This window comes from Mesorhizobium sp. NBSH29 (assembly GCF_015500055.1).
GTDB lineage: Bacteria > Pseudomonadota > Alphaproteobacteria > Rhizobiales > Rhizobiaceae > Neomesorhizobium.
In genome coordinates this window covers 24,842-48,766 of the sequence record NZ_CP045494.1, presented here as the reverse complement: position 1 = coordinate 48,766, position 23,925 = coordinate 24,842, and the positions used below count along the sequence as shown (strand labels likewise).

At 60.5% G+C, this 23,925-nt stretch carries 15 protein-coding genes and 9 pseudogenes; 12 read left to right on the top strand and 12 right to left on the bottom strand.

Annotated features, from left to right (window positions below; all coding sequences use genetic code 11):
- Positions 1 to 9: 9 nt before the first annotated feature.
- Positions 10 to 1,842 carry a site-specific integrase gene (locus GA830_RS18750; protein WP_195165156.1) on the bottom strand — a complete coding sequence of 611 codons (1,833 nt, stop codon included), beginning with the start codon at positions 1,840 to 1,842 and terminating at the stop codon, positions 10 to 12.
- Positions 1,829 to 2,881 (bottom strand): tyrosine-type recombinase/integrase, encoded by a 1,053-nt coding sequence (locus GA830_RS18745; protein WP_308460485.1) that lies wholly within the window; start codon positions 2,879 to 2,881, stop codon positions 1,829 to 1,831. The genes GA830_RS18750 and GA830_RS18745 overlap by 14 nt, the downstream gene beginning before the upstream one ends.
- Positions 2,882 to 3,638: 757 nt before the next feature.
- Here GA830_RS18745 and GA830_RS18740 point away from each other — a divergent pair.
- Positions 3,639 to 5,838, top strand: a pseudogene (locus GA830_RS18740) (Tn3 family transposase); the annotation flags it as partial.
- Between the two features lie 36 nt (positions 5,839 to 5,874).
- On the opposite strand, the pseudogene GA830_RS18730 reads toward GA830_RS18740, so the two are convergent.
- Positions 5,875 to 6,758 (bottom strand): annotated as a pseudogene (locus GA830_RS18730) (IS110 family transposase); the annotation flags it as partial.
- Between the two features lie 133 nt (positions 6,759 to 6,891).
- Here GA830_RS18730 and GA830_RS18725 point away from each other — a divergent pair.
- A pseudogene (locus GA830_RS18725) lies at positions 6,892 to 7,242 on the top strand (integrase core domain-containing protein); the annotation flags it as partial.
- A gap of 460 nt (positions 7,243 to 7,702) precedes the next feature.
- On the opposite strand, the gene GA830_RS18720 reads toward GA830_RS18725, so the two are convergent.
- Positions 7,703 to 9,466, bottom strand: a complete 1,764-nt coding sequence (locus tag GA830_RS18720; RefSeq protein ID WP_195165152.1) for a putative bifunctional diguanylate cyclase/phosphodiesterase — start codon at positions 9,464 to 9,466, stop codon at positions 7,703 to 7,705.
- Between the two features lie 350 nt (positions 9,467 to 9,816).
- Between GA830_RS18720 and GA830_RS18715 the strand changes: the two genes are divergently transcribed.
- Positions 9,817 to 10,503 carry a ferritin-like domain-containing protein gene (locus GA830_RS18715; protein ID WP_258045714.1) on the top strand — a complete coding sequence of 229 codons (687 nt, stop codon included), beginning with the start codon at positions 9,817 to 9,819 and terminating at the stop codon, positions 10,501 to 10,503.
- Positions 10,504 to 10,514: 11 nt separating this feature from the next.
- Positions 10,515 to 11,255 carry a ferritin-like domain-containing protein gene (locus GA830_RS18710; RefSeq protein WP_195165151.1) on the top strand — a complete coding sequence of 247 codons (741 nt, stop codon included), beginning with the start codon at positions 10,515 to 10,517 and terminating at the stop codon, positions 11,253 to 11,255.
- A 521-nt stretch (positions 11,256 to 11,776) separates the two neighbouring features.
- On the opposite strand, the pseudogene tnpC reads toward GA830_RS18710, so the two are convergent.
- Positions 11,777 to 12,561: pseudogene (gene tnpC, locus GA830_RS18705) on the bottom strand (IS66 family transposase); the annotation flags it as partial.
- Between the two features lie 32 nt (positions 12,562 to 12,593).
- Between tnpC and GA830_RS18700 the strand changes: the two are divergent.
- The 5 genes and pseudogenes from GA830_RS18700 (at position 12,594) to GA830_RS18680 (ending at position 16,522) form a co-directional block, all read left to right on the top strand.
- Positions 12,594 to 13,019, top strand: a complete 426-nt coding sequence (locus GA830_RS18700) for a hypothetical protein (protein WP_195165150.1) — start codon at positions 12,594 to 12,596, stop codon at positions 13,017 to 13,019.
- A gap of 721 nt (positions 13,020 to 13,740) precedes the next feature.
- Positions 13,741 to 14,421, top strand: a pseudogene (locus GA830_RS18695) (IS6 family transposase); the annotation flags it as partial.
- A 289-nt stretch (positions 14,422 to 14,710) separates the two neighbouring features.
- Positions 14,711 to 15,124 (top strand): hypothetical protein, encoded by a 414-nt coding sequence (locus tag GA830_RS18690; RefSeq protein WP_258045731.1) that lies wholly within the window; start codon positions 14,711 to 14,713, stop codon positions 15,122 to 15,124.
- A gap of 381 nt (positions 15,125 to 15,505) precedes the next feature.
- Positions 15,506 to 16,045 carry a chemotaxis protein CheB gene (locus tag GA830_RS19895; RefSeq protein WP_258045730.1) on the top strand — a complete coding sequence of 180 codons (540 nt, stop codon included), beginning with the start codon at positions 15,506 to 15,508 and terminating at the stop codon, positions 16,043 to 16,045.
- Positions 16,046 to 16,156: 111 nt separating this feature from the next.
- Positions 16,157 to 16,522, top strand: coding sequence for a hypothetical protein (locus tag GA830_RS18680; protein ID WP_195165208.1), 366 nt, complete (start codon positions 16,157 to 16,159; stop codon positions 16,520 to 16,522).
- A gap of 286 nt (positions 16,523 to 16,808) precedes the next feature.
- Here GA830_RS18680 and GA830_RS20185 read toward each other — a convergent pair whose 3' ends face one another.
- From GA830_RS20185 to GA830_RS18650, 6 genes and pseudogenes are all read right to left on the bottom strand, one after another.
- Positions 16,809 to 16,940 (bottom strand): hypothetical protein, encoded by a 132-nt coding sequence (locus GA830_RS20185; RefSeq protein ID WP_258045729.1) that lies wholly within the window; start codon positions 16,938 to 16,940, stop codon positions 16,809 to 16,811.
- 281 nt (positions 16,941 to 17,221) lie between these two features.
- Entirely contained in the window at positions 17,222 to 17,581 is a 360-nt protein-coding gene (locus GA830_RS18670; RefSeq protein WP_195165148.1) for an HWE histidine kinase domain-containing protein, read from the bottom strand.
- A 424-nt stretch (positions 17,582 to 18,005) separates the two neighbouring features.
- Positions 18,006 to 18,182, bottom strand: a pseudogene (locus tag GA830_RS20505) (PAS domain-containing protein); the annotation flags it as partial.
- A gap of 503 nt (positions 18,183 to 18,685) precedes the next feature.
- Entirely contained in the window at positions 18,686 to 18,856 is a 171-nt protein-coding gene (locus GA830_RS18660; RefSeq protein WP_195165147.1) for a hypothetical protein, read from the bottom strand.
- A gap of 99 nt (positions 18,857 to 18,955) precedes the next feature.
- Positions 18,956 to 19,552 carry a CheR family methyltransferase gene (locus GA830_RS18655; RefSeq protein WP_195165146.1) on the bottom strand — a complete coding sequence of 199 codons (597 nt, stop codon included), beginning with the start codon at positions 19,550 to 19,552 and terminating at the stop codon, positions 18,956 to 18,958.
- Positions 19,553 to 19,677: 125 nt separating this feature from the next.
- The gene (locus GA830_RS18650; protein ID WP_258045738.1) at positions 19,678 to 20,466 is read right to left on the bottom strand and encodes a chemotaxis protein CheB; all 789 of its coding nucleotides are present in this window, start codon (positions 20,464 to 20,466) and stop codon (positions 19,678 to 19,680) included.
- A 708-nt stretch (positions 20,467 to 21,174) separates the two neighbouring features.
- Here GA830_RS18650 and GA830_RS18645 point away from each other — a divergent pair.
- The 3 genes and pseudogenes from GA830_RS18645 to GA830_RS20575 all read left to right on the top strand — a co-directional run.
- Positions 21,175 to 21,795: a flavodoxin family protein gene (locus GA830_RS18645; protein WP_195165145.1), complete on the top strand. Its 621-nt coding sequence runs from the start codon at positions 21,175 to 21,177 to the stop codon at positions 21,793 to 21,795.
- Between the two features lie 344 nt (positions 21,796 to 22,139).
- Positions 22,140 to 22,828 (top strand): annotated as a pseudogene (locus GA830_RS18640) (PRC-barrel domain-containing protein); the annotation flags it as partial.
- Positions 22,817 to 23,061 (top strand): annotated as a pseudogene (locus GA830_RS20575) (transposase); the annotation flags it as partial. The pseudogenes GA830_RS18640 and GA830_RS20575, both read left to right, overlap by 12 nt.
- A 173-nt stretch (positions 23,062 to 23,234) precedes the next feature.
- Here GA830_RS20575 and scpB read toward each other — a convergent pair.
- Positions 23,235 to 23,923, bottom strand: a pseudogene (scpB, locus tag GA830_RS18630) (SMC-Scp complex subunit ScpB).
- Between the last annotated feature and the right edge of the window lie 2 nt (positions 23,924 to 23,925).

Below are 23,925 nucleotides of genomic sequence, written 5' to 3'. Positions count from 1 at the left end.
TGGCCGACACTACTCCAGCTCCGGCAGGGGCGGCATGGCGGCGGCGAGACTACGCGCGGACTCATATAGTTCCACCGGGAAATCCGGCAGGATGTCCTGAGTGAGAATGCGCCATGACGGCGCATAGAGAAGGTTCCAGCGGCGGGGTTCGAGCCGGTCGCGGGCCTGCTCGAAGCGGGTGATTGCTGCAAGCACACGTGCCAGATGGTCCGCGTCGATTGGGATTACGAGGCCGGGACAGGACAGGCAGCCGCCGAAACGCGGGCAAAGGCGGGTGTTGCCGTCGCCGCCCGACACGATCGGGGCAAGGCAGTCATGGCCGAACGGAGCGGTTCCGTTCACCGTCGCGACGGCCGGCACGGGTTCGCTTCTGTCGGAGCCGCGAACCCATGCGATCATCATCTCTTGCAGGCGGGCGATCGTCTGGCGCTGGAAGCGGGTCGTCTCCTCGCTCCTGAGATAGGTCTCGGTCGTCGCGACACTGGCGTGGTTCAGAAGCGATTGGGCGACGAGAACGTCTCCACCAGAGGCACGATAGTGCTCCGTGGCGACAGTTCCCCGGAACAGTGCCGGCGCGAAGTTGGCGATCGCCTCGCGCGGCTTGTCGGGATGGAGTGCATTCCACGCCTCGATCCGGCGGTTTGCGCGCTCGATGAATCTGAGGATTGCCCGTCTCAGGAGAGAATGTTCGATAACTCCTGTGCGGCTTCCAAGTATACGGCGAGCGTGCTCCTTGTGGACGCTGCGCGTCAGGAAAAGCCGATCCTGTTCACCCGGCGGTGCCGTGGCGACGATCGGCGCCGTCAGGGCCAGCATCTTGTCGATCAGGTTCGGCGCGGCATAACGCCGGCGCCGGTCGAAGGAACGGCGCTGCGCCTTCTGGAGACGGCCTCCGGTGCGGGCTTTGGTCCAGTCGACGATGACGCGATATTCGTCGAGCGGATGCGGGACGAGGCAGTCTCGGTGGATATGGCGCAGCGCGTCGGGATTGGCGGCTGTCTGGATGGCGATCGCCAGGAAGAACGGCACCAGCGTGTCGGTGGTGATGTGGAAATACTGGGTCACGGTACGCGTTCCGCCCCAGAACTTGACCAGCGTGCTGGGCTTGATGCCGTGCTCATCGAGTGTGGCATTGTCCGGCATCAGGCCGCCTTCGATCTTCGCAATGCGCCATATCCATCGGTCGAGGCCCTGACCGCGCAGCGTCTTCGGCGGCAGTTCGGCGCGGCCAATGACCTCCTGACCGTGCTGGAAGCGTGCCCATGCCTCATCGATCTGCTCGTAGCAGGCGCGAAGGATCGCCTTGATCTGATCGGCGGGGAGCCTGCGTCGTGGTTGCTGGCTGGTGCGGCGGCTCGGAAATGCGTTCCAGGGAATATCGAGATCAGGCGCGAGTGCGTGCGGCCGATTGCGCTGACACCACATCAGCAAGGGCCGCAGAACATCGAAAGCGACGGCATGTGCACCTCGTGGTGCACGTGATGCGCCTTCCTTCTTGAGCCAGAGCACATACCGGCCGATCGCCGCGGTATCGATGTCGCCGGCTTCGCTGATCATGCCGTCGTAGGCGACGAAGCGGGCGAAACGGCGGACGGCTACCCAGGTCGTGCGGCGCGTTGCCGGCGTCTGAGCGGCACAATGCTCGCGAAAGGCATCGGCCAGAAACGCGCGCAGATCGAGAGGCACACCGAGGAGTTGATCAAAGTCGAAGCGTTGTATGGGGTTGCCCCACGCGTCCACAAACATGATCGTGTTCGCCGGCAACCGGGAAATGGCGGTCTCCGACTGCGCGCCGGAAACCGCGAACCGGCGATCTATCGGGCTTCTCTTACGGATGGCCATGGGGCACCAGCTCGCCGTAGAGATAGGAGAGACTCTCGGCCAGCGTATCGGCGTGGAGTTCAACGCAGCGCAGGTAGACGGCTGTCGTCTGGATCGACGCATGGCCGAGCAGGACCTGCACGATCTTCAGCGGATTGAGGTCGGGCGTTGTCGCCGCCTGCTTTTGCAGGCGCACCAACATCGACATCGCGAATGTGTGCCTCAACCAATGGCCGGATCCTGTCAGCCCTGCCGCTTGAAAGGCCGTGCCGAAAGCGGCTGAAAACCTCGCTCTCGAAACGGGATCGCCGTTGCTGTTGAGGAAAAGCGTCGATGGCGCCCGGTAGCCGGGGTGGGTTCTGCGCCGGCGCTTTACCAGCGCCGCGCGCTGCTCTCCCACATACCAGTGAGTGCGGTCAATCAGCCGCAGCGGCGGATAGACGGTGCGCGGCCGGTCGCCCTTTGTGACGCTCAGCGGCACCCCGACGAGTGGGTGCTGGTCGATATCCAGGTGAGCGACGTCCGGCACCTGATGAAGCTGCAAGCCGCATAGTTCCTTGCGGCGCATGCCGGTGGCCAAGGCCCACTCGGCGATCAGGTCATAGGGCGACGCAAGATGCCGGAACAGGGATTGAAGTTGATCGACACGGAGCGGTCGCGGCAGCCGTTCAGCTTCCGCAACGGTCAGGATGTTGGCCATCACGGCCGCAGGACGCTGATCCAGATGCGCCAGCATGCCCTGCTGGCGTGTCGACCGGAGCGACACCTCGATGTAGTCGAATGGCAGGTCTTCGATCAGACCGCGCCGGTGCGCCCATGAGTAAAAGCGGCAAATCGTCCGGACACGATCGTTCACGGTGGAGCGGGCATAGGGCCGTCCTGTATGAGGGCTCGGCGTTGCCAGCATCCGGTTGCGGTAGGCGGCGATCGTTCCCTCATCTGCGAAGCGCCAGTCATGCAGGTGCTCGCTGTACGTCCTCAGCGTCTCCATCGCATGAGAGCGGCCGGGAATGGTGGCGAGTTCAAGCAGATAGCTGAAGGTCGGCTCGACAATCGACATCTGCGCGTCGAGCAGGATGGGAAATCCAGCAGGAATCCCGTGAACCCCGGGCACTGCCCGTATAATCGACACCATCGCGCTCTCCGGGAGCAAGGCACCCGGAGGCGCAAAAAAGAAAACGAAACTGATCAAGTGCTTACACTGTCGACGAAACCGACAAATGACAGCTCTCGAACAAATAATAAGCGGAGCGCCTCCGGCGCACTCTTCTCATTAAATGCGAGGGGTTCCCCTCGCGCTCTCCCGTTCGCCACGTGGCAGGGGTGCAGGACTTGTCCTACACCCCATGGAAAAGCATACCGTGTCGCCGCCGCCTCAAGCGTTGTCCTCGCTACGCTGCGGGAACGCTTGACCCGGACGTCTATGTGCCCAACCCTCAAGCCATAGCGCTAAAGGACACTTCTCAGCACATGACCTAAGCCGTTGCCAGTCGAGGTAAAGGTGCCGATGGTAGCCATTGTTCGTCTCCGTGAGTTTCTCGGGCCGCGACCATCGCGACCTCGATGGCGATAGGCAGACTGGAGGCGATCGGCCCGCACCCTCCCGGGGTCCCCGTTGCGCTTGCGCAATGGGGTGGGCTCGTAGGGGCCGGAACGACAGTGGAGGGCAGCCAGGGCGAGACTTTCTTGTTCCGCGCGGAATGATGGCGAAGCCAGCAGGGGAAGAAAGTCACAACCGGCTGTTGCGGGTTTGAGAACGAGGCGCAGCGCAGCGAAGACGGCCTTCGGTCAGACCAGCCACATCGAGGACGCAGTTACTGGGTCTCGATCCGGCGGTGGCCGAAGGCGTGCATCCGGAGCGTTTGCGTCAGCTCGCGCGCGAGGGCGCCAGGCTGACCGCGCAGCATCTTGCCGCGCTCTCGGTTTCGCGCCGCCGCGCCGTCCTGGTGGCGACCGTACTCGATACTGCGGTCCGCCTAACCGACGACGCGGTTGGGCTGTTCGATCGGCTGATGGGGCGTGTGTTCCTCCGCGCCGAACGGCGCGAAGAGGCGGCGCTCATCCGCGACCGCCGCGCGATCAACGACAAGATACGCCTGCTGGCGCGGCTCGGCGACGCTCTCATTGCGGCAAAGGATAGCGGCTCCGATCCGATCGCCGCCGTCGGCCGCGTCATCGCGTGGGAGGACCTGGCAGCCTCGATCGCCGAAGCGAAGCGGCTCGTCCGGACCGATGGCCCAGACCGCGCCGCGATTGTCGCGCGCGGACACGCCGTTGTCCGCGCGGTCGGTCCACGCCTTTTCGATAGCCTGACATTCCGGTCCTTGCCGGCGTCGGCGAGGGTGCTCGCCGGAATCGAGACGTTGCGCCGCTACTATGCGAGCGGGAGACGGTCCTGGCCAAAGGATGCGGCGCTGGGGTTCGTGCCGAGAACCTGGCGCGCCACCGTTATGTCGAAAGACGGCATTGATCGACGGGCGTACGAGGTTTGCCTGTTTGACGAGTTGCGTAGTCGCCTTCGCGCCGGCGACGTCTGGGTCGAGGGCTCGCGCCAATACCGCGCGATCGAAGATCAGCTTTTGCCAAAAGCCCTGTTCGCGGCCATGCGGGAAGCGGGACCTCTCCCGGTCGCGGTATCGGGCACGGCGCGTGACTATCTCGAAAAGCGCAGCGCCCTTCTCGCGCGGCGCATGGACGAGGTCGCGAACAAGGCCACTCGGAGCAAGCTCGAGGAGGTGCTGTATCGAACGCTTCCGGCGGTGCGCATCACGGACCTGATGGCCGACGTCGATCGCTGGACGGGGTTCTCGGAAGCCTTCACCCATCTCCACACCGGTTTGCCTGCCGACGAGCGACGGATCGTCATGACAGCGGTGCTCGCCGATGCCACCAACCTGGGGCTGACACGCATGGCCGATGCCTGTTCGGTCGCGTCCTACCGCCAACTCGCCTGGACGACAGGATGGCACCTTCGCGAAGAGACCTACCGGCGTGCGCTCGCGCGTATCGTGGATGGGCAGCAGGCGCAGCCCCTGGCGAGGCTGTTCGGCGCGGGTTTTTCGTCGAGCTCGGACGGACAGCATTTCCATGTCGGCGGTCCCGGTGAAGCGGTCGGCGCGGTCAACCGCCACCACGGCCGCGAACCGACGGTCGGCTTCTACACCCACATTACCGACCGATATGCGCCCTTCCACACCGCCGTTCTCACCGGGAGCGCCGGCGAGGCCGCGCACGTCATTGACGGTTTGCTCTATCACGAAGCCGATCTCGACCTGGCTGTTCATCATACCGATGGTGGCGGCGTTTCCGATCATGTGTTCGGCCTCGCGCACATATTGGGCTTCCGGTTCGCGCCGCGTATTCCCAACATCGGCGACCGGAAACTGCACGTGATGGACAAACCCGAACGTTGGTCGGCGCTAGGCAGCCTGATTGGCGGCCGCAATCGACGAAGAGCTGATCGAAGCGCACTGGGATGACGTGCTGCGGCTTGCCGCCTCGGTCCGGACCGGAACGGTGTCAGCATCGCTCATGCTCAAGCGGCTCGGTGCTTACCCGCGTCAGAACGGTCTGGCGCTCGCGCTACGGGAAATCGGGCGGATCGAGCGCACGCTCTTCACGCTCGACTGGCTCGAAGACCCGCAGTTGCGGCGGGAATCGACCGTCGAACTCAACAAGGGAGAGAGCCGAAACGCGCTCGCACGCGCGGTCTGCTTCCACCGCCTTGGACGTATTCGAGACCGGAGCAGAGAGGGGCAGCAGCACCGGGCATCTGGCCTTGCCCTCCTCACCGCAGCAATCGTGCTGTGGAACACCGTCTATCTCGATCGCGCGCTCACCGCGATGACCAAGGCTGGCAGAAAGATCGACGAAGCATTGCTACCGCACATCGCTCCGCTCGGCTGGCAACACATCAATCTCACCGGCGACTATCTCTGGTCCGAGACCCCGCCTCTCGACGATGACGGATACCGACAGCTCCGGCGCTTCAACGTGCTCGAATCCATGGCCGCGTGATCGCCCACCCCGCTTACCGTGCTATCCTGCCCGTTCTATGTCGCGGCCCCTGATCGGCCCGATGCCGGGTATCTGGCGCAGGAGTTGGTAATCCTGGCTGTGCCGCAGCAGTTCGTCGGCCTGGGCTTCGATCTCGTTACGTTGTCGGATCAGGCTGCGGGCCTCCGCGACAACCATCCGGAACATACGAATGGCAGGGGCATCAAGCGGCAACGGCAGTCCGATTGATGTGCGTGCCGTCTCATAAATATCCATTAGAATCTGTGTCTTGCTGACCTTACGGCCGACGATACCCCAGGCTGCTTTTACGAACTCGTCCTTCGTCAGCGCCGTGATGCTCGCCGGTGTCGGGAAGGCATCGAGGAAGGCGAAGAACCAGTCGCTGCGACTGTTGCCCGAAACCGATCAATCTCGGGAAAGTACAGCGGCAGGTAATGCGTCAGGATGCGGTGCTGGATCTCGGTCTTGGCTTTTGCGATCGCCTCATGCGTCTTCGACAGTTCCTGTACGTCGTTGATGCCGGCGCGCAGCGGATCATGATAGCGCTGGGTCGCCTGGATCTTCAGCATGTGCAGCATCACCTGCGCATCCTTGGGATCGTTCTTGTCCCAACTGTTGTGCAAGGCCTCGCGGGTTCGGGCAAGCGCCAGCGACGAAATCAACCGTACTTCGAAGCCCGCTTCAGCCAGGCGCCACGCGATAGGTCTGTGATAATTACCCGTTGCTTCGAAGCCGCAGACCACAGGTCGGCCGTACGCCAGCAGCACCTCGATCAGCCGATCATGCTCGGCACGATTGTTAAGAACCTGCAACCGGCGGCGTTTATGGCCCGGGTCTTCGATCAGAACTTCATTGCGAACCTTGGCGATGTCGATGGCTACCAACACCGCATCGGCGAGTATAATATTTGCGCTGGTCATGGTCGGTCTCTCCGAATGGGTTGTGAACACTCACATTCTAGAGAAACTCTGACTGGCCATGGCCGCCTCGAACGGTGCGCGCCTGCAGCGAAAAGCTGCGCGCACCGCTATCGTGGCTGCCTCAGTTCGCTCCCTCCGTAGGTGCTACGGCCCCGAGTTCATCGCAAAGGCGTTGCGCGAATGGATCACCACCGTCGGCGCCAGGACCGCCTACATCATGCCCGGGAGCCCCTGGGAGAACGGCTATTGCGAGAGCTTCAACTCGAAGCTTCGCGACGAGCTGCTCGACGGCGAGATCTTCTACTCGCTTCAGGAGGCCCAGATCGTCATCGAAGGATGGCGCCAGCACTACAACACGGCGCGACCGCATTCATCTCTGGGCTACAAACCCCCAGCACCAGAAGCGGTCCTGTGGCCGGCTGCGCAACCCGGACCAACTTCGCCGGCCACGCCCGCCGTAGCGCCAAGACCCGTCATGCACTAACATTCAAACCGGACCACCCGATGGGGGCCGGCCAAGGCGAGCGACGGATAAAGCGGACGACCAATCGATCCAATTTACCGCCACAGAAAGTGCGCGTATGTTGCTTTAGGTGCGGTGGCAACCAACTGTTGACCAATTGCGCTGGGGAGTAATCATGACGGAGCGTTCAGCTGTTATCCAGACACAAAGCGGCAGCGCCGACGTCGGTTGGTCAACGCTTGACGGAGTTGTGGTCAATATTACCCAGACAGGTCCCCCGCCTCTTATTTCCGCGCAGATGCATTTTTCTGTGGATCAAGCGTGCCAGCTAACTTCAGTGCTACTGGCAGCGTGCCGAACCGCTGGATCGGAATTGAAAAAAGCTTGAACCCGATTCCTCGGATGAACTTCTGGCCTTGGCAGAACGGCTCCGTTCCGATCAGAAAAATTTGACCCCTACTGACCTGCGCGTAGCCGCCGGCTATCTCGAACTGTTCCTTAAATTTGGCGCGGGCAATGCACTTGGGGCTCGCGAGGGATAAGTCCACTTCTTTATGATGTCTGGGATCGCGGAGGCAGGCTGAGGCCTGCCAAACAGATATCCTTGGCCGTGGTCGCATCCGAGGGCCGCGACAATACCCTCGATTTCCCTATCTTCGATTCCTTCGGCAACCACGCTCAGCCCAAGTTCGTGAGCGAGATGGGTAATCGAGCGCACCACACTGCGAGCACGACGGCTGGTATTCAGTTGTTTGACAAACGACATATCAATCTTGATCTCGTCCAGCGGAAATTGAGAAAGGTGCGACAATGACGCATAACCGGTACCAAAATCATCCAGTGATATTTTGAACCCGGCATCTCGCAAGCGAGTTAGAATGGTTTCAAACTCATTGTTGCTGTCCCCGAGAACAACGTCTTCTGTTATTTCGAGTTTCAGTTGTTCAGCGTTGACCGAGTTCGCCAAAATTTCACGGCACAGAAAATCCACAAAATTGGGATTTCGAAGTTGGCCTGTGGTCAGGTTGACGCTTATACGGATTTCCGGCCAGTCCGAAAGATGCTGGATGACTTGAAGAAGCACAACCTGTGAGAGCGCCTCCCCCATGCCCCAGTCTTTCAGGAGCGGAAGGAAGTGCGCCGGGGTGATCAGACCGAGGTCCGGGTGCTGCCATCGGATCAGGGCTTCGAGCCCCAACAAGGACTTGTCTTTCAGGCTCACGATTGGCTGAAAGTAGGTCTCGAACTCGTTGCGAACGATGCCCGAGCGACCTTGGTTGAACAACTTCTTGCGCTGCTGCGCTGCGTCACGCAGATTGTCCGTGTAGAATACGTATCGGTTTCGGCCGCCATTTTTTGCCCGGTATAGAGCCAGGTCAGCGGCCTTGAGCAGTGATGCGGGCGCAACTGCGTCGGTGGGATAGAAGGCGATTCCAACCGACGCGGCGGAATGCACCTGTTCGCCGTCAATCGGGTAAGGCTGGTCAAGAAGGCCAAGAAGTTCCTCCGCAAGCGGAACGACGCTCCAAGGCTGTTCGACCGCAAGGAGCAAGGCGAATTCGTCGCCTCCCATTCGAGCAGCGATGGTCGAGGGATTCCGCGAGGTCAAACTCGATAAGCGTTCCGCCACCTGCTTGATCACGAGATCGCCAATATCGTGACCAGAGGTGTCGTTGATTTCCTTGAAGTTGTCCAAGTCCAGTAGCAACAGCGCTACCGTGCATCCCGTCTTGTGTTCCGCGAATGCCTTGCTGATATGATCAATCATGGATCGGCGGTTTCTCAGGCCGGTAAGCTCGTCAGTCTCGGCGAACCCCTTCAGCTGCATTTCGAGCAGCTTTTTTTCTGTTATTTCCTGATGTGAGACGACGGCTCCCAGAGATTGTTTGCCCTGACTATTATCGGAGCCGAATCGAAGCGGCGTTGCCCGGGTCAAGAACCAGCGTTGTTCGGTATGCGAATGACAAGGATACTCGGCCTCGAACCGGTGACGCTTTCCATCCAGCACCTGCCGAATTGCTGTTGCAATTCGATGAGCCGCTTCAGAATCGTCGCCACCCGCCTTCCTGCAAATCTCCAGGTAGTTTACGCCGATGTACGAACCGATGCCGCCGTTGCGGGACGAGAATTGTTTCCAAGCGGCGTTTTCGGCACGAACGATTCCGTCATGATCGATGACACAAATGCTCGCCGTCAGCGCGTCAACTACGGACAGCGCCACTTGGTCCTCGGATAGCCAGTTCATCCTTTTGCCACCTCCCCATATGGGTTGAGCGGCATCGAAGCGCACTGAAGCTTAAGATAGCTTGAAGATCGACTTCTTCTCGCCAGTTCGGCCGTTGCTTTGGCACCAGCAAACGCACATGCCGCTCACGTTTGAAGAAAATCATAAAACCACCGGAACCATTCCTCCGCGACAACGCTCTAGTAATATCTGAATTTATACGCTTCCGATCCAGCATAATTGTGACCAGAATTCAAACGACTCACAAATAATTGAGTAAATTGAATAACTTACGAAACTTTGCGCGGAGGCTTTCGTTGCTACTCCCATGCGGAAATGATTTCGCATCAAATCCCAAAATGGAGAGTTCTATGCAACACAATCAGACAGAGTCTCGTGCTGGACCTTTGTCCGCACAGAAATCCAGGAGGACCGTCCTCCAATGGACCGGCGGAGTCGTCGCCACGCTTGCCATATTCGGCGGCAGCCTTCCGAACTTCGGCATCACGCCGGCGTTGGCGGCTGATCTAGGCGAAGGCGATATCGGCATATTGAACTATGCCTACGCCTTGGAGCAGCTTGAAGCAGCTTTCTACACCAAGGTGATCGAAAGCCCCTACGGGGAGATGAGCGGTGACGAGAAGGCAATCCTCACTGACATCCGCGATCATGAAGTCGCGCATCGTGATTTCCTGAAAGGCGCGCTCGCCGACAAGGCAATCCCTGATCTCGAAGTGGACTTTTCCAAGGTCGATTTTGCCAGCCGTGAAAGCGTCCTGACTACAGCCAAGACGTTCGAAGACCTCGGCGTTGCCGCCTATAATGGCGCGGGGAAATTGCTCGAGAAGGGCGACTACCTTGTCGCCGCAGGTCGTATAGTATCGGTCGAAGCGCGACATGCGGCTACGATCCGCGATCTGCTACAACCTGGCAGCGTTGCATTCGCGGGCCCTGACGTGGTCGACAAGAACGGCCTCGACGGAGCGTTGGAGCCTGCGAAGGTTCTCGCCGCCGCTGATCCGTTCATCAAAACCGAAGTCACGGCAAAGAGCCTCTAGGAGGAATGATCATGAACACCAACACCAACACGATCCTTGGCGCGCTCGACCCCGATTTGGCGAGCCGTCTGGTTACAAGCCGTCGCGGCCTCTTCTCCCATGCGGCGTTGTCGCTTGGCGCACTTGCCTCGGCTCCGCTGGTCCTTGCCGCAGCATCGAAGCAGGCTTTTGCGGCAGGGTTGCCGCAACAGATCGTCGATACGTTGAACTTCGCACTGACGCTCGAACATATCGAGGATGCATTCTACCGTTCCGCTCTGGAGAAGGATTTCATCCCCGCCGAACACAAGGCAGTGTTCCAGCAGATCGGCCTGCATGAAGCGGCACACGTGGCCTTCCTGTCCGGCGCTCTCGGAGCGGCGGCTGTCAAGCGTCCAGAAGCCGACTTCACGGCGGGCGGAAAGTATGCCGATGTGTTCTCGAATTTCGAAACTTTCTTGACCCTATCGCAGACCTTCGAAGACCTCGGTGTGGCCGCCTACAAGGGTCAGGCCGGAAATCTGATGGAGAATGACGACATCCTTACGGCCGCGCTCCAGATCCATTCGGTCGAAGCACGTCATGCCGCTCAGGTCCGCCGGATAGGGGGCAAGAAGGCTTGGGATGGTGCATTCGATGAGCCGATGACCAAGGAAGCTGTGCTTGCTGCGGCAATGCCGTTTTTTGAAGGCTTAACAAGCGCGCCTACGCCTACATGCCTCGCCGCCAACTGCGGCGGGGCATTCATGTTCTCACGTCTTCCAGCCTCATGACGTTTTGCCAATGTCGTCTCTTCGGCGGAAATCACACTTATGGCGAACCACAGTTACGCTGTGAACGAATGTTCGCTATCGGGAGCTAACACTGCTACGTTGGATTAGAGCCATTGCATCCACATTGATGCTTTGGACAACGGCTTCTGCCGAGTGAAGGCTTGCACCGCAAGTTTTCGGCCCCAGAGGCCCCTTCATGTCCCCTGTGTATCGGTTGCCCATAACGCCGCCCCTCGCCGTCTCGGGGTGGGCGACCTAATCCGCAGGAACTGTGTCCTTGTGATTCGTGCCACCACTAGTTGAGGAAGTCCGTTGCGCGCGCAGACGAAGCCTGAATCGTCGCCGTTATGGATGTAGAAGTGCCCGACGAGGCGGCCGGCGGTACCGATGGTGGCCCATCCGCGACCGCAGGCGGGGTCATTGTTGTCTTGTCCTTCCCAGGAAAACTCCGTGCAGGCCGATCGTATACCCTCCGGCGAGGGGCCGCGGGCTGACGGCGTTGGACGACCACGGCCGTCTGATCAGGCGGCTGCGCGGTTCTGGGCCGTGCCGACACGCCAGTGCCAGGGCAGTAGCTCGGACAATCGACTCTCGGCGTCCCCGCGATGTGGGCGAGCGCGTCGGCGAGCCAGGCCTGTGGATCGACGTCGTTTCAGTTTCGCGGTGGCGATGAGCGTCGCGATGGCGGCTGCACGATCGGCGCTGCGGTCGGAGCCGGCGAAGAGCCAGGCTTTCCTGCCGAGGGCAAAAGCCACGCAGGCTGCGCTCTGCGGCATTGTTTGTCAGGCAGATGTGACCGTCGTCGAGGAAGCCGGCGAAGCGGCTCCAGCGCTTAAGCATGTAGTCGATCGGCTTGGCGACCGACGACGAACGCGACAGCGTGGTGCGCTTCTCCTGCAGCCACGCGTGCAGGTCATCGGTGAGTGGCCTGGACTGTTCCTGTCGGACGCACCGACGGTCCTCGGCGCTCAAGCCGTTTATCGCGCGCTCGATGGCGAACAGCGCGTCGATACGCGTCACCGCTTCCAGCGCAATCGGCGAGACGGGCGCGGCGGATGGCCCGCGCCGTGCCAAGGCGGAGATGTCAGCGAGTTCGAAGAAGCCGCGGCGGGCATGCGCCCAACAGAGCGCCGAGGTGACCGCTCCCGCCTTGCGCGCCGGCCTCGTAGAGGCCGTTGTAGCCGCCATAGGCGTCGGCCTGCAGGATGCCCCGCCAGCCCTTGAGGTGATCCTCGGGATGTTCGTGCCTGCGATCACGCGAGGCGTAGTAGAGCGCCGCCGGCGGATCGGCGCCGCGGATCGAGCGTATCGCTGCATGAGCTCACTCTCGCAAATCTCATGCTCTCGATCACGGGCGCGGTTGCGAATTCGAATGGCCAGAAGGTCTTCAAGACCTTGAAGAACGAGGAACTCCATTGTTCCGAAGCCGAGATGAAGGCTCATCTTGCCAACCTCTACGAGCAGCAGAAGGGGAAATGCGCTATCACTGGCATTGCGATGCATCTGCATGGCCAGGACGATTGCGATAGCGATATGCTCGTTTCTCCGGATCGGATTGACAGCTATGGCCACTATTCGATCGGCAATGTTCAGTTCGTCTGCCGTTTCGTGAATTTCTGGAAGATGGCTCAGGATAATAACCGCTTTGCCGAACTTCTGGATCGCGTGGTGGCCAACCGGGTTCGCAGATACGGTGTAGCCAGATCTTGCATTTTCGTCGCTCCGTCATGCCGGCGGCATCAATCTGGTGATATTTCCAACTAATCTTGTCGCGATAGCATCGCGGTTCATGACCCCGATCATCGGCTGCCCACACGACAAGTCGTCCTGATCGTGAATTGCCGCCCGTCGCTAAGGGCTCAACGCGGCAGCGACCCGCTCAAGACACTCGTCCTCAACAACGTCGGCCAGTGGTTCTTCCCCTCCGCCGTAGCCCTCCCCGCTCACCGATCCGACCGGAATATCCCCATCTCTTGAGCGCTCCGTCCGCGTCCACCACCGTCGTAGAGGGACGAATAACTCAACAGCAGCATGATGGATGGGGGCGCTGGAGGAGAGGTCTGTTTGGTATAGAGAGTGGCCGTCCGATTATGTTCGCCTTGGACCGACTTTGAAACAAAACTCCCTCTCAAATGCGTGACACCCAAAACCCCGCGCGGCCGATTCCGCGCTAGACCTGCTCACTCTCGCCGAACAATCGGCGGAATTTTAGGCCCTTGTCAGGCTAAGCACGTGGGCTTAGCCGCCGCGCTTTCACGGGGCCATAGACGCAGATTTTGGGACATGGTCGCCCGAATTGTACCTCCGATCTGGATTCGCGAAGGCGCTCTCTTCTTTCGAACGATCGATAGCGCCGAGGAAGGCTAGGCCTATCTTCGATGCCTTCCTCACAGACCGGTTGTGTTGCAAACGTTGCGGTAATTCGGGTCTGGTATGACGAGGTCTCGCCTTGAGGAGACCGTTTGATGTTTAAGGCCGCCATTTCGACCGATCAATGATCCTGCTGTGCGTTCGCTGGTATCTGGCTTACGGCTTGAGCTTGCGGGATTTGAAGGAGATGATGGCTGAGCGCGGCATCAGTATTGATCACTCGACGATCCATCGCTGGGTGGTCCACTTTTCGCCCGTTCTGCTCAAGCGGTTCAATCGCCGAAAGCGATCCGTCGGCAGCAAATGGCATATGGACGAAACGTACATCAAGGTTCGCGGCCAGTGGATGTATTTCTATCGCGCCATCGACAGCGTTGGCGACACCGTCGAATTCTGGTTCAGCGAACATCGTGATCTGCCCGGCGGCGAAAACGCTTTCTGCGCAACGCTTTGCATCGTCACGGCCGACCGGACCGCATTGTCATCGACGGCAGTCAGACCAACCGGGAGGCGATCATCTCCTGCGATGCCGAAAGCCGTTTGCTGGATCGGTCGCAACGCAGCATTGAAAGCGATCCGCATTCGCAAAAGCCAATACCTCAACAATCGGATCGAGCAGGATCATCGACGTATCAAGCGGCGGGTGCGGCCGATGCTGGGCTTCAAGTCCTTCGCGACGGCAGCCGTCACGCTGGCCCGCATCGAGATGGTTCATATGATGCGCAAGCGGCAGGGCCGCTTCGCCTTCAACCCAGCGCCTGCCCTCAATGAACAATTCGAGGCAATCGCCACCTGAAATCCGTCCAGCGGAAAGCTGCCTCTTGCCTTCCAAAAAATTTGCAACACAACCGCCTAATAGCCTACCCATCGCCATTGATCAATTCGCCGTGACGCTCCTTCGGACTACGGAACCTTCGCGGCGGCGGCGACTTGCGAATAATGCTGCCGATTGCGGCCTGGAGGAGTTCACCATGGCTTTAGATAACCGCGTTCATACGGCGGCGACGCCACGGGACATGAAGTGAGGCCTTCGCCAAGGAGCGCTCTGGGGCATAGTCGCCGGCATCCTAACTGCGGCATTCGAAATGATGGCGAGCGCTTTCCTCATGGGGATTGGCGCATTCTTCATGCCCTTGCGGATGATCGGCGCCATCGTAATCGGCCCGGCTGCCCTCGATCCCGGCTATTCGCTCCTGACAGCCGGGTCGGTAGGCGTGATTGTCCACATGGTGCTTTCCATCGTGTATGGAATGATCTTCGGAGCGATCGCCGCCAGCACGCTACGGGGCCAGATGGCCCATGTAGGACTGGGCAGCCTGTTCGGGCTCGTTTTATGGCTCGTCAATTTCTACGTCATCGCTCCGATGGCATTTCCCTGGTTTCTTGAGGCAAACCCGATCGCGCAGTTCATTGCGCATACGTTCTTCTTCGGAACGGTTCTCGGCTACTCGTTGTGGAAGGCGCGCGAGAACACGGCCGCCGAAGGCGCGCGAGGATAGCCGGATAGCCGGATCGGCGGGCTATGTAAGCCCTGATCTTGCTCGCGCCCTGTTGCCCGTGTCGAAAACGAAACGGTGACGGGTTGAGCCGGTCCGATGGCGTCGGCGGGGCTCGCAGCTTCTGACTGGATCATAAGGGAAGTCCCGGCTCTGTCCCCGAAACGGCCGACAGCCGCGGTCGAGGAGGCTGGTGCCCGGGTGTTTGCCAAGGTGGACCACGCAGCCGGCGCAACTTAGCTCATGTGGCGATGAATCTCGCTGCGCATGCGTTGCTGAGGTCATCCGTAACGGCGACAAAGGCAGCCGGACGCTGTCCTCTCGAACTTTTCCAGGTCGAATGCGTTGACCTTTATTCCGATCCGGCCAGCCCCGAAGGCTCTCATGGCATCTTCCTCAATCATCGTCATCGGCGCATCCGCAGGCGGAGTAGGTGCGTTGCGCTTTCTCGCCGCTGCGCTGCCGAATACGTTTCCCGCCCCTGTTTTGGTGGTGCTGCATATCGGCGCCCATCGAAGCGAATTGCCGGAACTTTTGAATTCCGCCGGCCCGCTTCCCGCAAAACATGCCGAAGATGGCGAAACGATCCATCCTGGCCGCATCTATGTGGCTCCGCCGGATCGCCATATGATCGTCGCCGACGGGCGGCTGCGCCTGTTGCGTGGTCCCAAGGAAAACTGCGCGCGGCCGGCCATCGACCCGCTGTTCCGCAGCGCGGCGGAGCACTATGGCACCGACGCGCTGGGCGTGATCCTGTCTGGCAATCTGAACGACGGCACGCTCGCCTGCTTGAAATCAAGCGGCGCGGCGGCATCGCGATTGCCCAAGCTCCCGACGACGCCGCATATCCGGACATGCCGAAAAGCGCCCGCGCACGTCGCGCTCGATTACTGCCCGCCGCTCGCGGAAATGCCAAATTGCTGATAGAACTGGTCAACGGAAAGGACGGAAAGGATCCAGCCATGCCGATATCCTCTTTTCAACCGGATTCCGGGCAAAGTCCCGAGTTGACCGAGGCCAGAACATTCGACGGCCTTGACGGTCACCTGCCCCGAATGTGGCGGCGCGCTGAAAAAATTCGAGGTCGGTTCAATCATCAAATTCGGCTGTCACATCGGGCATAGTTATACCGCCGAGATCATGGCGGGGGCGCAGTTCGAGGAAATGGAAAAAGTCATGCGCGCCGCGGTGCGGTTCCTCAACGAGCGGCGAATTTGCCTTCAGATGGCCGATCACACCCGGTCCGCGGAACACGCCCCTCCGCCGACTGGCACGCCGAGCAGGCAGGCGCTGGATCGTGCCTACAAGCTCCGCGACCTCGTAGAGCAGAACTGGCTGACGCCGGAGAGCGTAAGACGCGTCGCGTCGGCATCCAATGGTTCGGCCCCACTCGCGGAATAGGCCGCCGACCGCTTCCCCTTTCGAAATTCAGCCAGATACAGCATTATACCGGCGGGCGATCCGCGAAAACCCGCGCGATGGTTCGTTGCAGATCTTCTTGTGCGTATGGTTTGCGCAATGCCGGTTCGTCGCGATATCCGTCGGGAAAACCCTCGGCCCCGTATCCGCTTGCAAACGCAAACGGAATGCTGCGCTGCCGCAGTATGTCGGCTACTGGAAAGGACTTCGTGCCGGCGACATTGATATCCAGAAATCGCAAAGTCGATGTCGCTTTCGCGAGCAAGCGTCATGGCTTCGTCGATACGCGTGGCTTGACCGACCACTTCATGCCCGAGTCGGTCAGCAAATCCTCCAGATACATCGCGAGCAGGACTTCATCCTCGACGATCAGCACCCGCTTCGGTGTCTGGTCGGTCAACCTGTTTCGTCCTTTCCCCCTCTGGCATCGGCGCATCGATGGTGCAAACGACACCGAGTCTCGTAGGCAACGCTCACCTTGCCGCCCAGTTCCGTAGCCAGCACCCGCTGGACCAGGCGGGTGCCGAAACCCTTGCGCGTCGGCGCGTGACAGGCGGCCCGCGCTCGGTCCAGCGCAAGTATAGCCGCCGATCCTCGTCCTGACCGTCGAGGCGCCAGGCGATATCGACTTGGCCTTCCCCGGTCGAGAGCGCGCCGTATTTCGCGGCGTTTCGTGCTAATTCATGGATGGCATGGCAATGGAGAGCGCACGGGCCTGGCGCGAGCCGCAAGGCTGGGACCGTCGATCCGGAAGCGGTTCGATCCCCCGGCAAGCGGCTCCAATGTGTCCGAGACGACATCGACAGATCCGCGCCTGCCCCAGTTTTCGCGGGTCAGCAGGTCGTGCGCCTTGCCCAGCGCGACAAGCCGCGACCCGAAGGCGGCGCGGGCTTCGTCTATCGAAGCAGCGCTGCCCAGCGTCTGCGATGCGATCGCCTGCACCGTCGCCATGACATTCTTGATGCGATGATTGAGTTCGCCAACCAGGATTTCGCGATGCTCCTCGAAACGCTTTGCGCTCGGTGATGTCCTCGATGGCAAGCAGGATCAGGGCGTCACGCCTCCTTCTTGTGGCAACTTGCTCGCAGTGAGCAGCATCGATCGTAGTCCGGTCAGATGGAAATCCTGCTCGATTTCGAAGTTGTGGATATCCTCGTCCCGCCGAAATAACTCTATCCAGAAAGGGGCCGCAGAGGCGGGTTATTCCACTCGCCGGTTCCAAGTTCAAAGATAATATGCCCTTTGGGTTCTTCGTCAAAAACAGCGAATAGTTCGCGGAAAGCCTTGTTGGCGTTTGGACACGCAAATTCTTGTCCAGAACGATCAGGGGATGCTGAACCGTCCGCACTATGGTTTCGGAATAGACGCGAGCATCGTGATCGCATCGGCGGCGCGTTTTTCGGTCAGTGATGTCGTTGAACGTAACGACGACGCCTGCGATGCGGTTGTCCTGCGTGCGATAGGGAAGCACGCGGCGAACATACCCAGCGGCCCGCATCGGTGGGCACTTCGGCCTCGATGGCAGTAAGCTTTTTAGCACCGTCTCGGCATCCCGCAACAGATTCTCGTCGGCGAATTTGCGGGCGAAATGAGCGATCGGCCGACCGATGTCGGACGGGACGAAATCGAACAAATCCTTCATCGCCGGGGCGAACCATGTGATGCGGAACCCCGGTATCAGGAAAAAGGGTCGCGTCTCCGATCGGCCAGCAGATTGTCGAGGTGGTTGGTGGTGCTTTCAAAGCTCTCCGATCTTGTGCTGAAGCTGACTGTTGACGGTGTTCAGTTCCTCGTTGAACGATTGCAGTTCCTCCTTCGAGGTCTCCAGTTCCCTCATTGGTGGATTGAAGCTCCTCGTTCAATGGAGGTGGCTTCCTCGTTCGAGGCCTTCAACTCCTCGTTGGTGGTTTCCTGATACTCGATGGTGTTCTGCAGTTCGGCGCGGGTCGCCTTCAATTCGTCGACAAGGCGCGTTCGGAGGACGACCCCTCTCCAGCGTCGTCGCGAACAGCGGCCGGGCGGGATCGGACTGCGCCAATGCCGGCGCGAAGCTGACGAGAATAAAGCCGCGCCTTGCGACGATGCGGGCAGGCGCAACCGTCATGTCGACGGATCGGCCCGTCTCCCTGATCCGGGCGTTGACGGTCACGCTTCGGTTTTCTTTCGACGCTTCGCGATCGCGGCGCGCAGCCTGGCGGCCATTCCGTCGCGCGCCATGGTCAGCAGATCCCTGGTCGGCTCGCCCGCCGGGTGTTCCAGATAGTCCCTGGTTGTGCCGTGGAAATAGAGAACGCGGCCCTTCTGGTCGATCAGCACCGAGGCCGGAGCGTAGCGCTCCAGGAGCGCGCGCCGCGCCAGTTCGGCGGCCGGTGCGATCGCCTCGGAGACAGCGACGGTTTCTCTCTCGTTCGGGGTTCAGCGGGGCCGCGCGGCGGCGGATAGTCGACGAGGTCGTGCCGGGTCGGCCCGAGCCTTCGGTATATCCGCCATTTCTTCGACACCGTCTCGAACAGGTCTTCGTGCCGTCCGATCGTCTCGGCACTGCCGAGAAAGAGATGCCCGCCAGGGAGCAGCGCGAAATGACAGAGCGCGAATCCGTTGCTGCGCGTCAGCTTCGAGATAGATGAGGACATTACGGCAAACCAGGTCGAGTCGTGAAAACGGCGGATCGCGCAGCAGGTTCTGCGGCGCGAACACAACCATTTCGCGAAGCTCCTTGCTGACTTGGAAGGACCCGTCGAGCTTTTCGAAAAAGCGCTTGAGACGGGTCGATGGAAAGCCCGCCACGGCGGCGGCTGGATAAATGCCATCGCGCGCCTTGCGCAGATTACCTTCCTGGGCGTCGGTCGCGAATACCTTTAGTTCGAACCGCTTTTCGGCCGCCTCGGCAAGTTCGGTGACCAGCATGGCGACGGAATAGGCTTCCTCGCCCGTGGAGCAGGCCGGCGCCCAGACGCGGATCGAGCGCCTGTCTCGCGCTCGGCCACCATCGGCGCAATACCAGTTCGGCAAGCGTCTTCCATGCGTCGTCGTCGCAAAAATCCCGAGACGCTTATCATGAGGTCCCTGATCAGCGTGGCGGCTTCATCCGGACTGGCGCGCAATTCGTCGATATTCGTCTAGCGTTTCGATGTTTCTCAGGCCAAGACGCCGGTGAACGCGCCGCCGAGCGTCGCTTGCTTGTAGCCGCGAAAATCGTGTCCGCCGCGCGCGCGCAACAGATCCAGAACATGATCGAGCGTCGCCTGGCCACCCGGCGAGGCGATCTCGGCATCGACGGGCGCCGAAATGTAATCGTGGCGGATGTAGGCCAGCAGGATCTCCGGCATCTTTTCCGGCGCGAGGATGTGATCGGCCATGCCCGCCGAAATCGCGCTCCTCGGCATGCCGTCGAATTTGGCGGTCTCGGGCGCCTGCACGAGGCTCATGCCACCCTCCGCCCGGATCTCCTTCAGCCCCTCGGTGCCATTGCTTCCCGTGCCGGACAGCACGATGGCGATCGCCCGTTCACGCTGGTCCTTAGCGAGCGAGAACAGAACATCGACGGGATGACCGTGGCCGCGCGGCGCGACCGGCTTGGCCATGTGCAGCGCGCCTTCGCGAACCGTCAGGTCGGAATCGGGCGCGATCACATAGACGTGGTCGGGCGCAAGCCGCATGCCGTCCTTGACCTGAACGACCGGCATGGCCGTGCGGGCGCCCAGGACGCGCGCCAACTCGCTTTCGCGCTTGGGATCGAGATGCAGCACGACCACGAAGGCGCAGCCGCAGTCTGTCGGCATGGCGTCGAAGAAAAAGGCCCAGCGCCTCGATGCCCCGGCCGACGCGCCATGCCGACAACCGGAATTGCCGCGGTTTCGGACGCACGCGCCCGCTGCCTCTCGCGCGTATTCATCCGTTTTCGCCTTGGGCTTCGCCTCGGCGATTGCCTTCGCGGAGAGATTCTCCAGTCATGGACCCGCACCGCTTACCGCCCCAATCTGCTTGGCCCCACTCAGAGAGTTCCCCAAAGCAACCATCCACACGACAATGCCCAGCGGCCTGCGAGTGACTGTTACTCACGTGAATACCCCGCCGACAAGCCGGGTGGCCTTCGGTCGTTCCGTTGCGTCGCGGGCGACTTTGCGGCTGTTCGCGCAGAAAGTCACAAATCATTCGAGCCGGCGCCCAGAGCGCTTCTTGGTAAGGCCGGAGCAATGCTCAACGGTTCTTGACGCGATGGCTCATCTCGCACGGCCCTCCGCCTGCTTGCGACCGGTTACATCGATGAAGATACCGACCATAATCCACCGGACCATGCGGCGTCATCACCCAGTGCAGTCTGAGAATCCATTTCAGTTCGTCCCCGATCATTATGCGGAAGTCGATTTCGTAAGGTCGGACAATGGCACGCGTAGCGTTGCTCGCGCGGCGCGGTCCGCCGCTCAGCCCTGTCCAAGGTTCTGCGGGGTCATTCGACGACAAAATGTGCGGGGGACGAACAAAAACTGATGTCGCCTTGAGAGTTCTCTGCGGTGCCGGTGCAACGGATTCGTTGTGGGATGCGTTGCGCCACAAGTCCAGGTGTTGCGAGTGCCGCCTTTGCTATGGCGGGTCAAATCTATCTTCATTATCTCACGATGCGGAGTTTCCCGATGTCGCTGACTGCATTCGCGCTCAATTGTTCGCTCAAGCCGTCTCATGCCAATGAGAAATCATCGACTGACAAAATCCTGAGCGATCTGATTGCGGCGCTGAAGCCGTATGACGTTATTTCCGGGGGTCCGGTTCGCGTTGCCGACCATAACGTAAAACCGGGCGTATTGTCAGATGAAGGCAACGGCGACGATTGGCCAAAGTTGCGCGCGCAAATCCTGGCAGCAGATATCCTGCTTCTGGGCCTGCCGATCTGGATGGGACAGCCATCGAGCGTCGCCAAGCGTGTGCTCGAGCGAATGGATGCGTTTCTGTCCGAAACAGATGACCTCGGTCGCATGCCTGCTGCTGGGAAGGTGGCAATTGTCGCCATCGTGGGCAACGAAGATGGCGCGCACGCCTGCCACGCTGCGTGCTTCCAATCGCTGAACGATGTTGGCTTTACGATCCCCGCCAACTGTGGCGTCTACTGGGTTGGCGAGGCGATGGGAAATATCGATTACGTCGACTTGCCGTCCGCGCCGAAGAAGGTGGCTGGCATGATAGAAATGGCCGTCTCGAATGCCGTTCATCTGGCCAAACTCTTGAAGGGCGAGAATTATGTCGGCGTTCCTCAATAGGATGACGGTCCTATCGCCATCCTTGACTGGGAAACAAGCGGAAACGCATGGAACGTCGAAGGAAGCCCGCCTTCGCTCGACCGGCACGGTCTTCGATCAGTCGGGCGCAACAGCCGTTGCATGGCGTCGAGGAAATGGCCGATCTCGGCTTCGAATTGTAGCAGATCGAATACTACCAATCAGGCCCGAGAACCGCTGCGGCGGGCCGGTTTTTTGACCAGGTAAGCGGCCTGGTCTGATGGGGCTTGCTGATTTATGCGAAATTCGGGCAAGCTTCGCGCAAGGTCGGGCGTCCAACTTGCGCAATCTGGCACTCCCGCAGGCTCTCACACAAAGGAGCGAAGGTGAACCGACAGGCAAGGATTGTTCTCGCGGCAAGCGTTCTGATTATTTCAGCTCTCCCTGCCCGTGCAGAATGCAACATCTCAGACGCGAAACTGGAGGAGGCGATTCTACAGAAGCCTGAGCTTCGGGATGGCGCCAACCGCCAGATGGTTCGCGACCTCCGAGCCCTCCGCGACTCCGCTTTCATCCTTTGGTCCTACGCCCGCCATGATGATTGCGAGCGAGTTCTGGCCAGTATTCGCGACCTCATTGCGTCGCCGTCAATGGGAAACTTGGGAGACAACGACGAAGACGAAGCAGATCAGCAGCTTGCAGCGCGAGAGCCGATGCTTGAGCGAGGCGGAGCAGTGATCGGCCGCGCGAGGATGCAGACGCAAAACCTCTCATCGACATTGACGAGCTCGGCCCAGGATTACGGGCCGACGAGATACTGGGGGCCGAGGTCCGAAGTTCCGATGACAAGATCATTGGGGAGGTCCGCAATGTCGTTATAGGCACCAAGGATCGCGAGGATTATGTCGTTGTCGCTTCGGGTGGGTTTTTCACAGTGGGTAAGGACAGCATTGTCGTCCCACTGCGATCGCTGCAGATCTCACAAGGGCGCGAGAGCTTTTATCTTCGTATCCCGGAGAGAGAGATGAGGGATGTGCCTCTCATGCCCGACCAGGACTATTCCTGGCTCTCGGACGCCAAGCCGCCATTCGGCGGACCAAAGCAGGTGCTGGCCTATCCCGGTCGCTACGCCCACCGCGTCGCCATCGCCAATTCTCGCCTGATCATTATGGCCGACCGCAAGGTCGAGTTACGCTGCGGGGATTATCGCCAACGCTGCAAGTCGAGGGTTGTATGTTTGACGCCCACGAGTTCATCCGGCGTTTTGTGCTGCACACCCTGCCGAATGGCTTCCATCGTATGCGCCATTAATTCCTCGTCAACGGCTATCGTGGATCACCGGCTGCCGCGCGATCAGTCGTCCTGGTCGTCAATTGCCGCCTGTCACTGCGGGCCGCAACTCGGCAAAGAGTCGCTCAAGATAACCCAGTCTTCACGATCTTCGTGCTCTGCTTATTCTTCGCCGTCGCTCTCTCCGCCGCTCAGGCCCGGTCGAAATATCTCCTGGCCAACAGCTTCTCCTTCGACAGTAGTCCAGCATCCTCGAGTGCCTCAAAATCCGGCAGGTCGCGCAGCGTGTCGAGCCCGAACGCCAGCAGGAATTCTTTTGTCGTGACGTAGGTATACGGCGCGCCCGGCGTCGGGCTGCGCGGACCGGAGGCGATCAGCTTTCGCACCGCGCAGCTGGCCGATCAGGTCGCGGGAAATCTCCTTGCCGAAGAACGACGAACAGTTCTCCACGGGTGATGGGCTGGAAATACGCCACGCACATCAACAACCAAAACCTCCGAATTGTGTCAGGTCGGCGGCGGTTCTCACTGCCTCCAAACCGCGGCACGGATGGCGTCGGCATAGGCCGGCCCGGGTCAGGTGTTTCCAGCCGCCGGCGACGGCAAACCAGGTCATAGGGCCGCCCGCGCAGTTCCTCGCGAATGTCGTCGATCACAGGTCGATGCTGCAGCTCGTGCCGACGACGCGCGCCAAACGTCTCACGACCCACGGGCTCGCTGGCAGCAAAAATGGTCGCCTCGACGCGATGCATCCATTCGCGCCAGCGGGCTTCCGTCGGCAGATGATCCAATTCCCGATCAAACAAATGGTCATTTGACCGGCCCTCGCCTGATCGATGGCCATCTGACCGGCCTCGCCTCTTGCGCGCTGCTTCAGCCATTT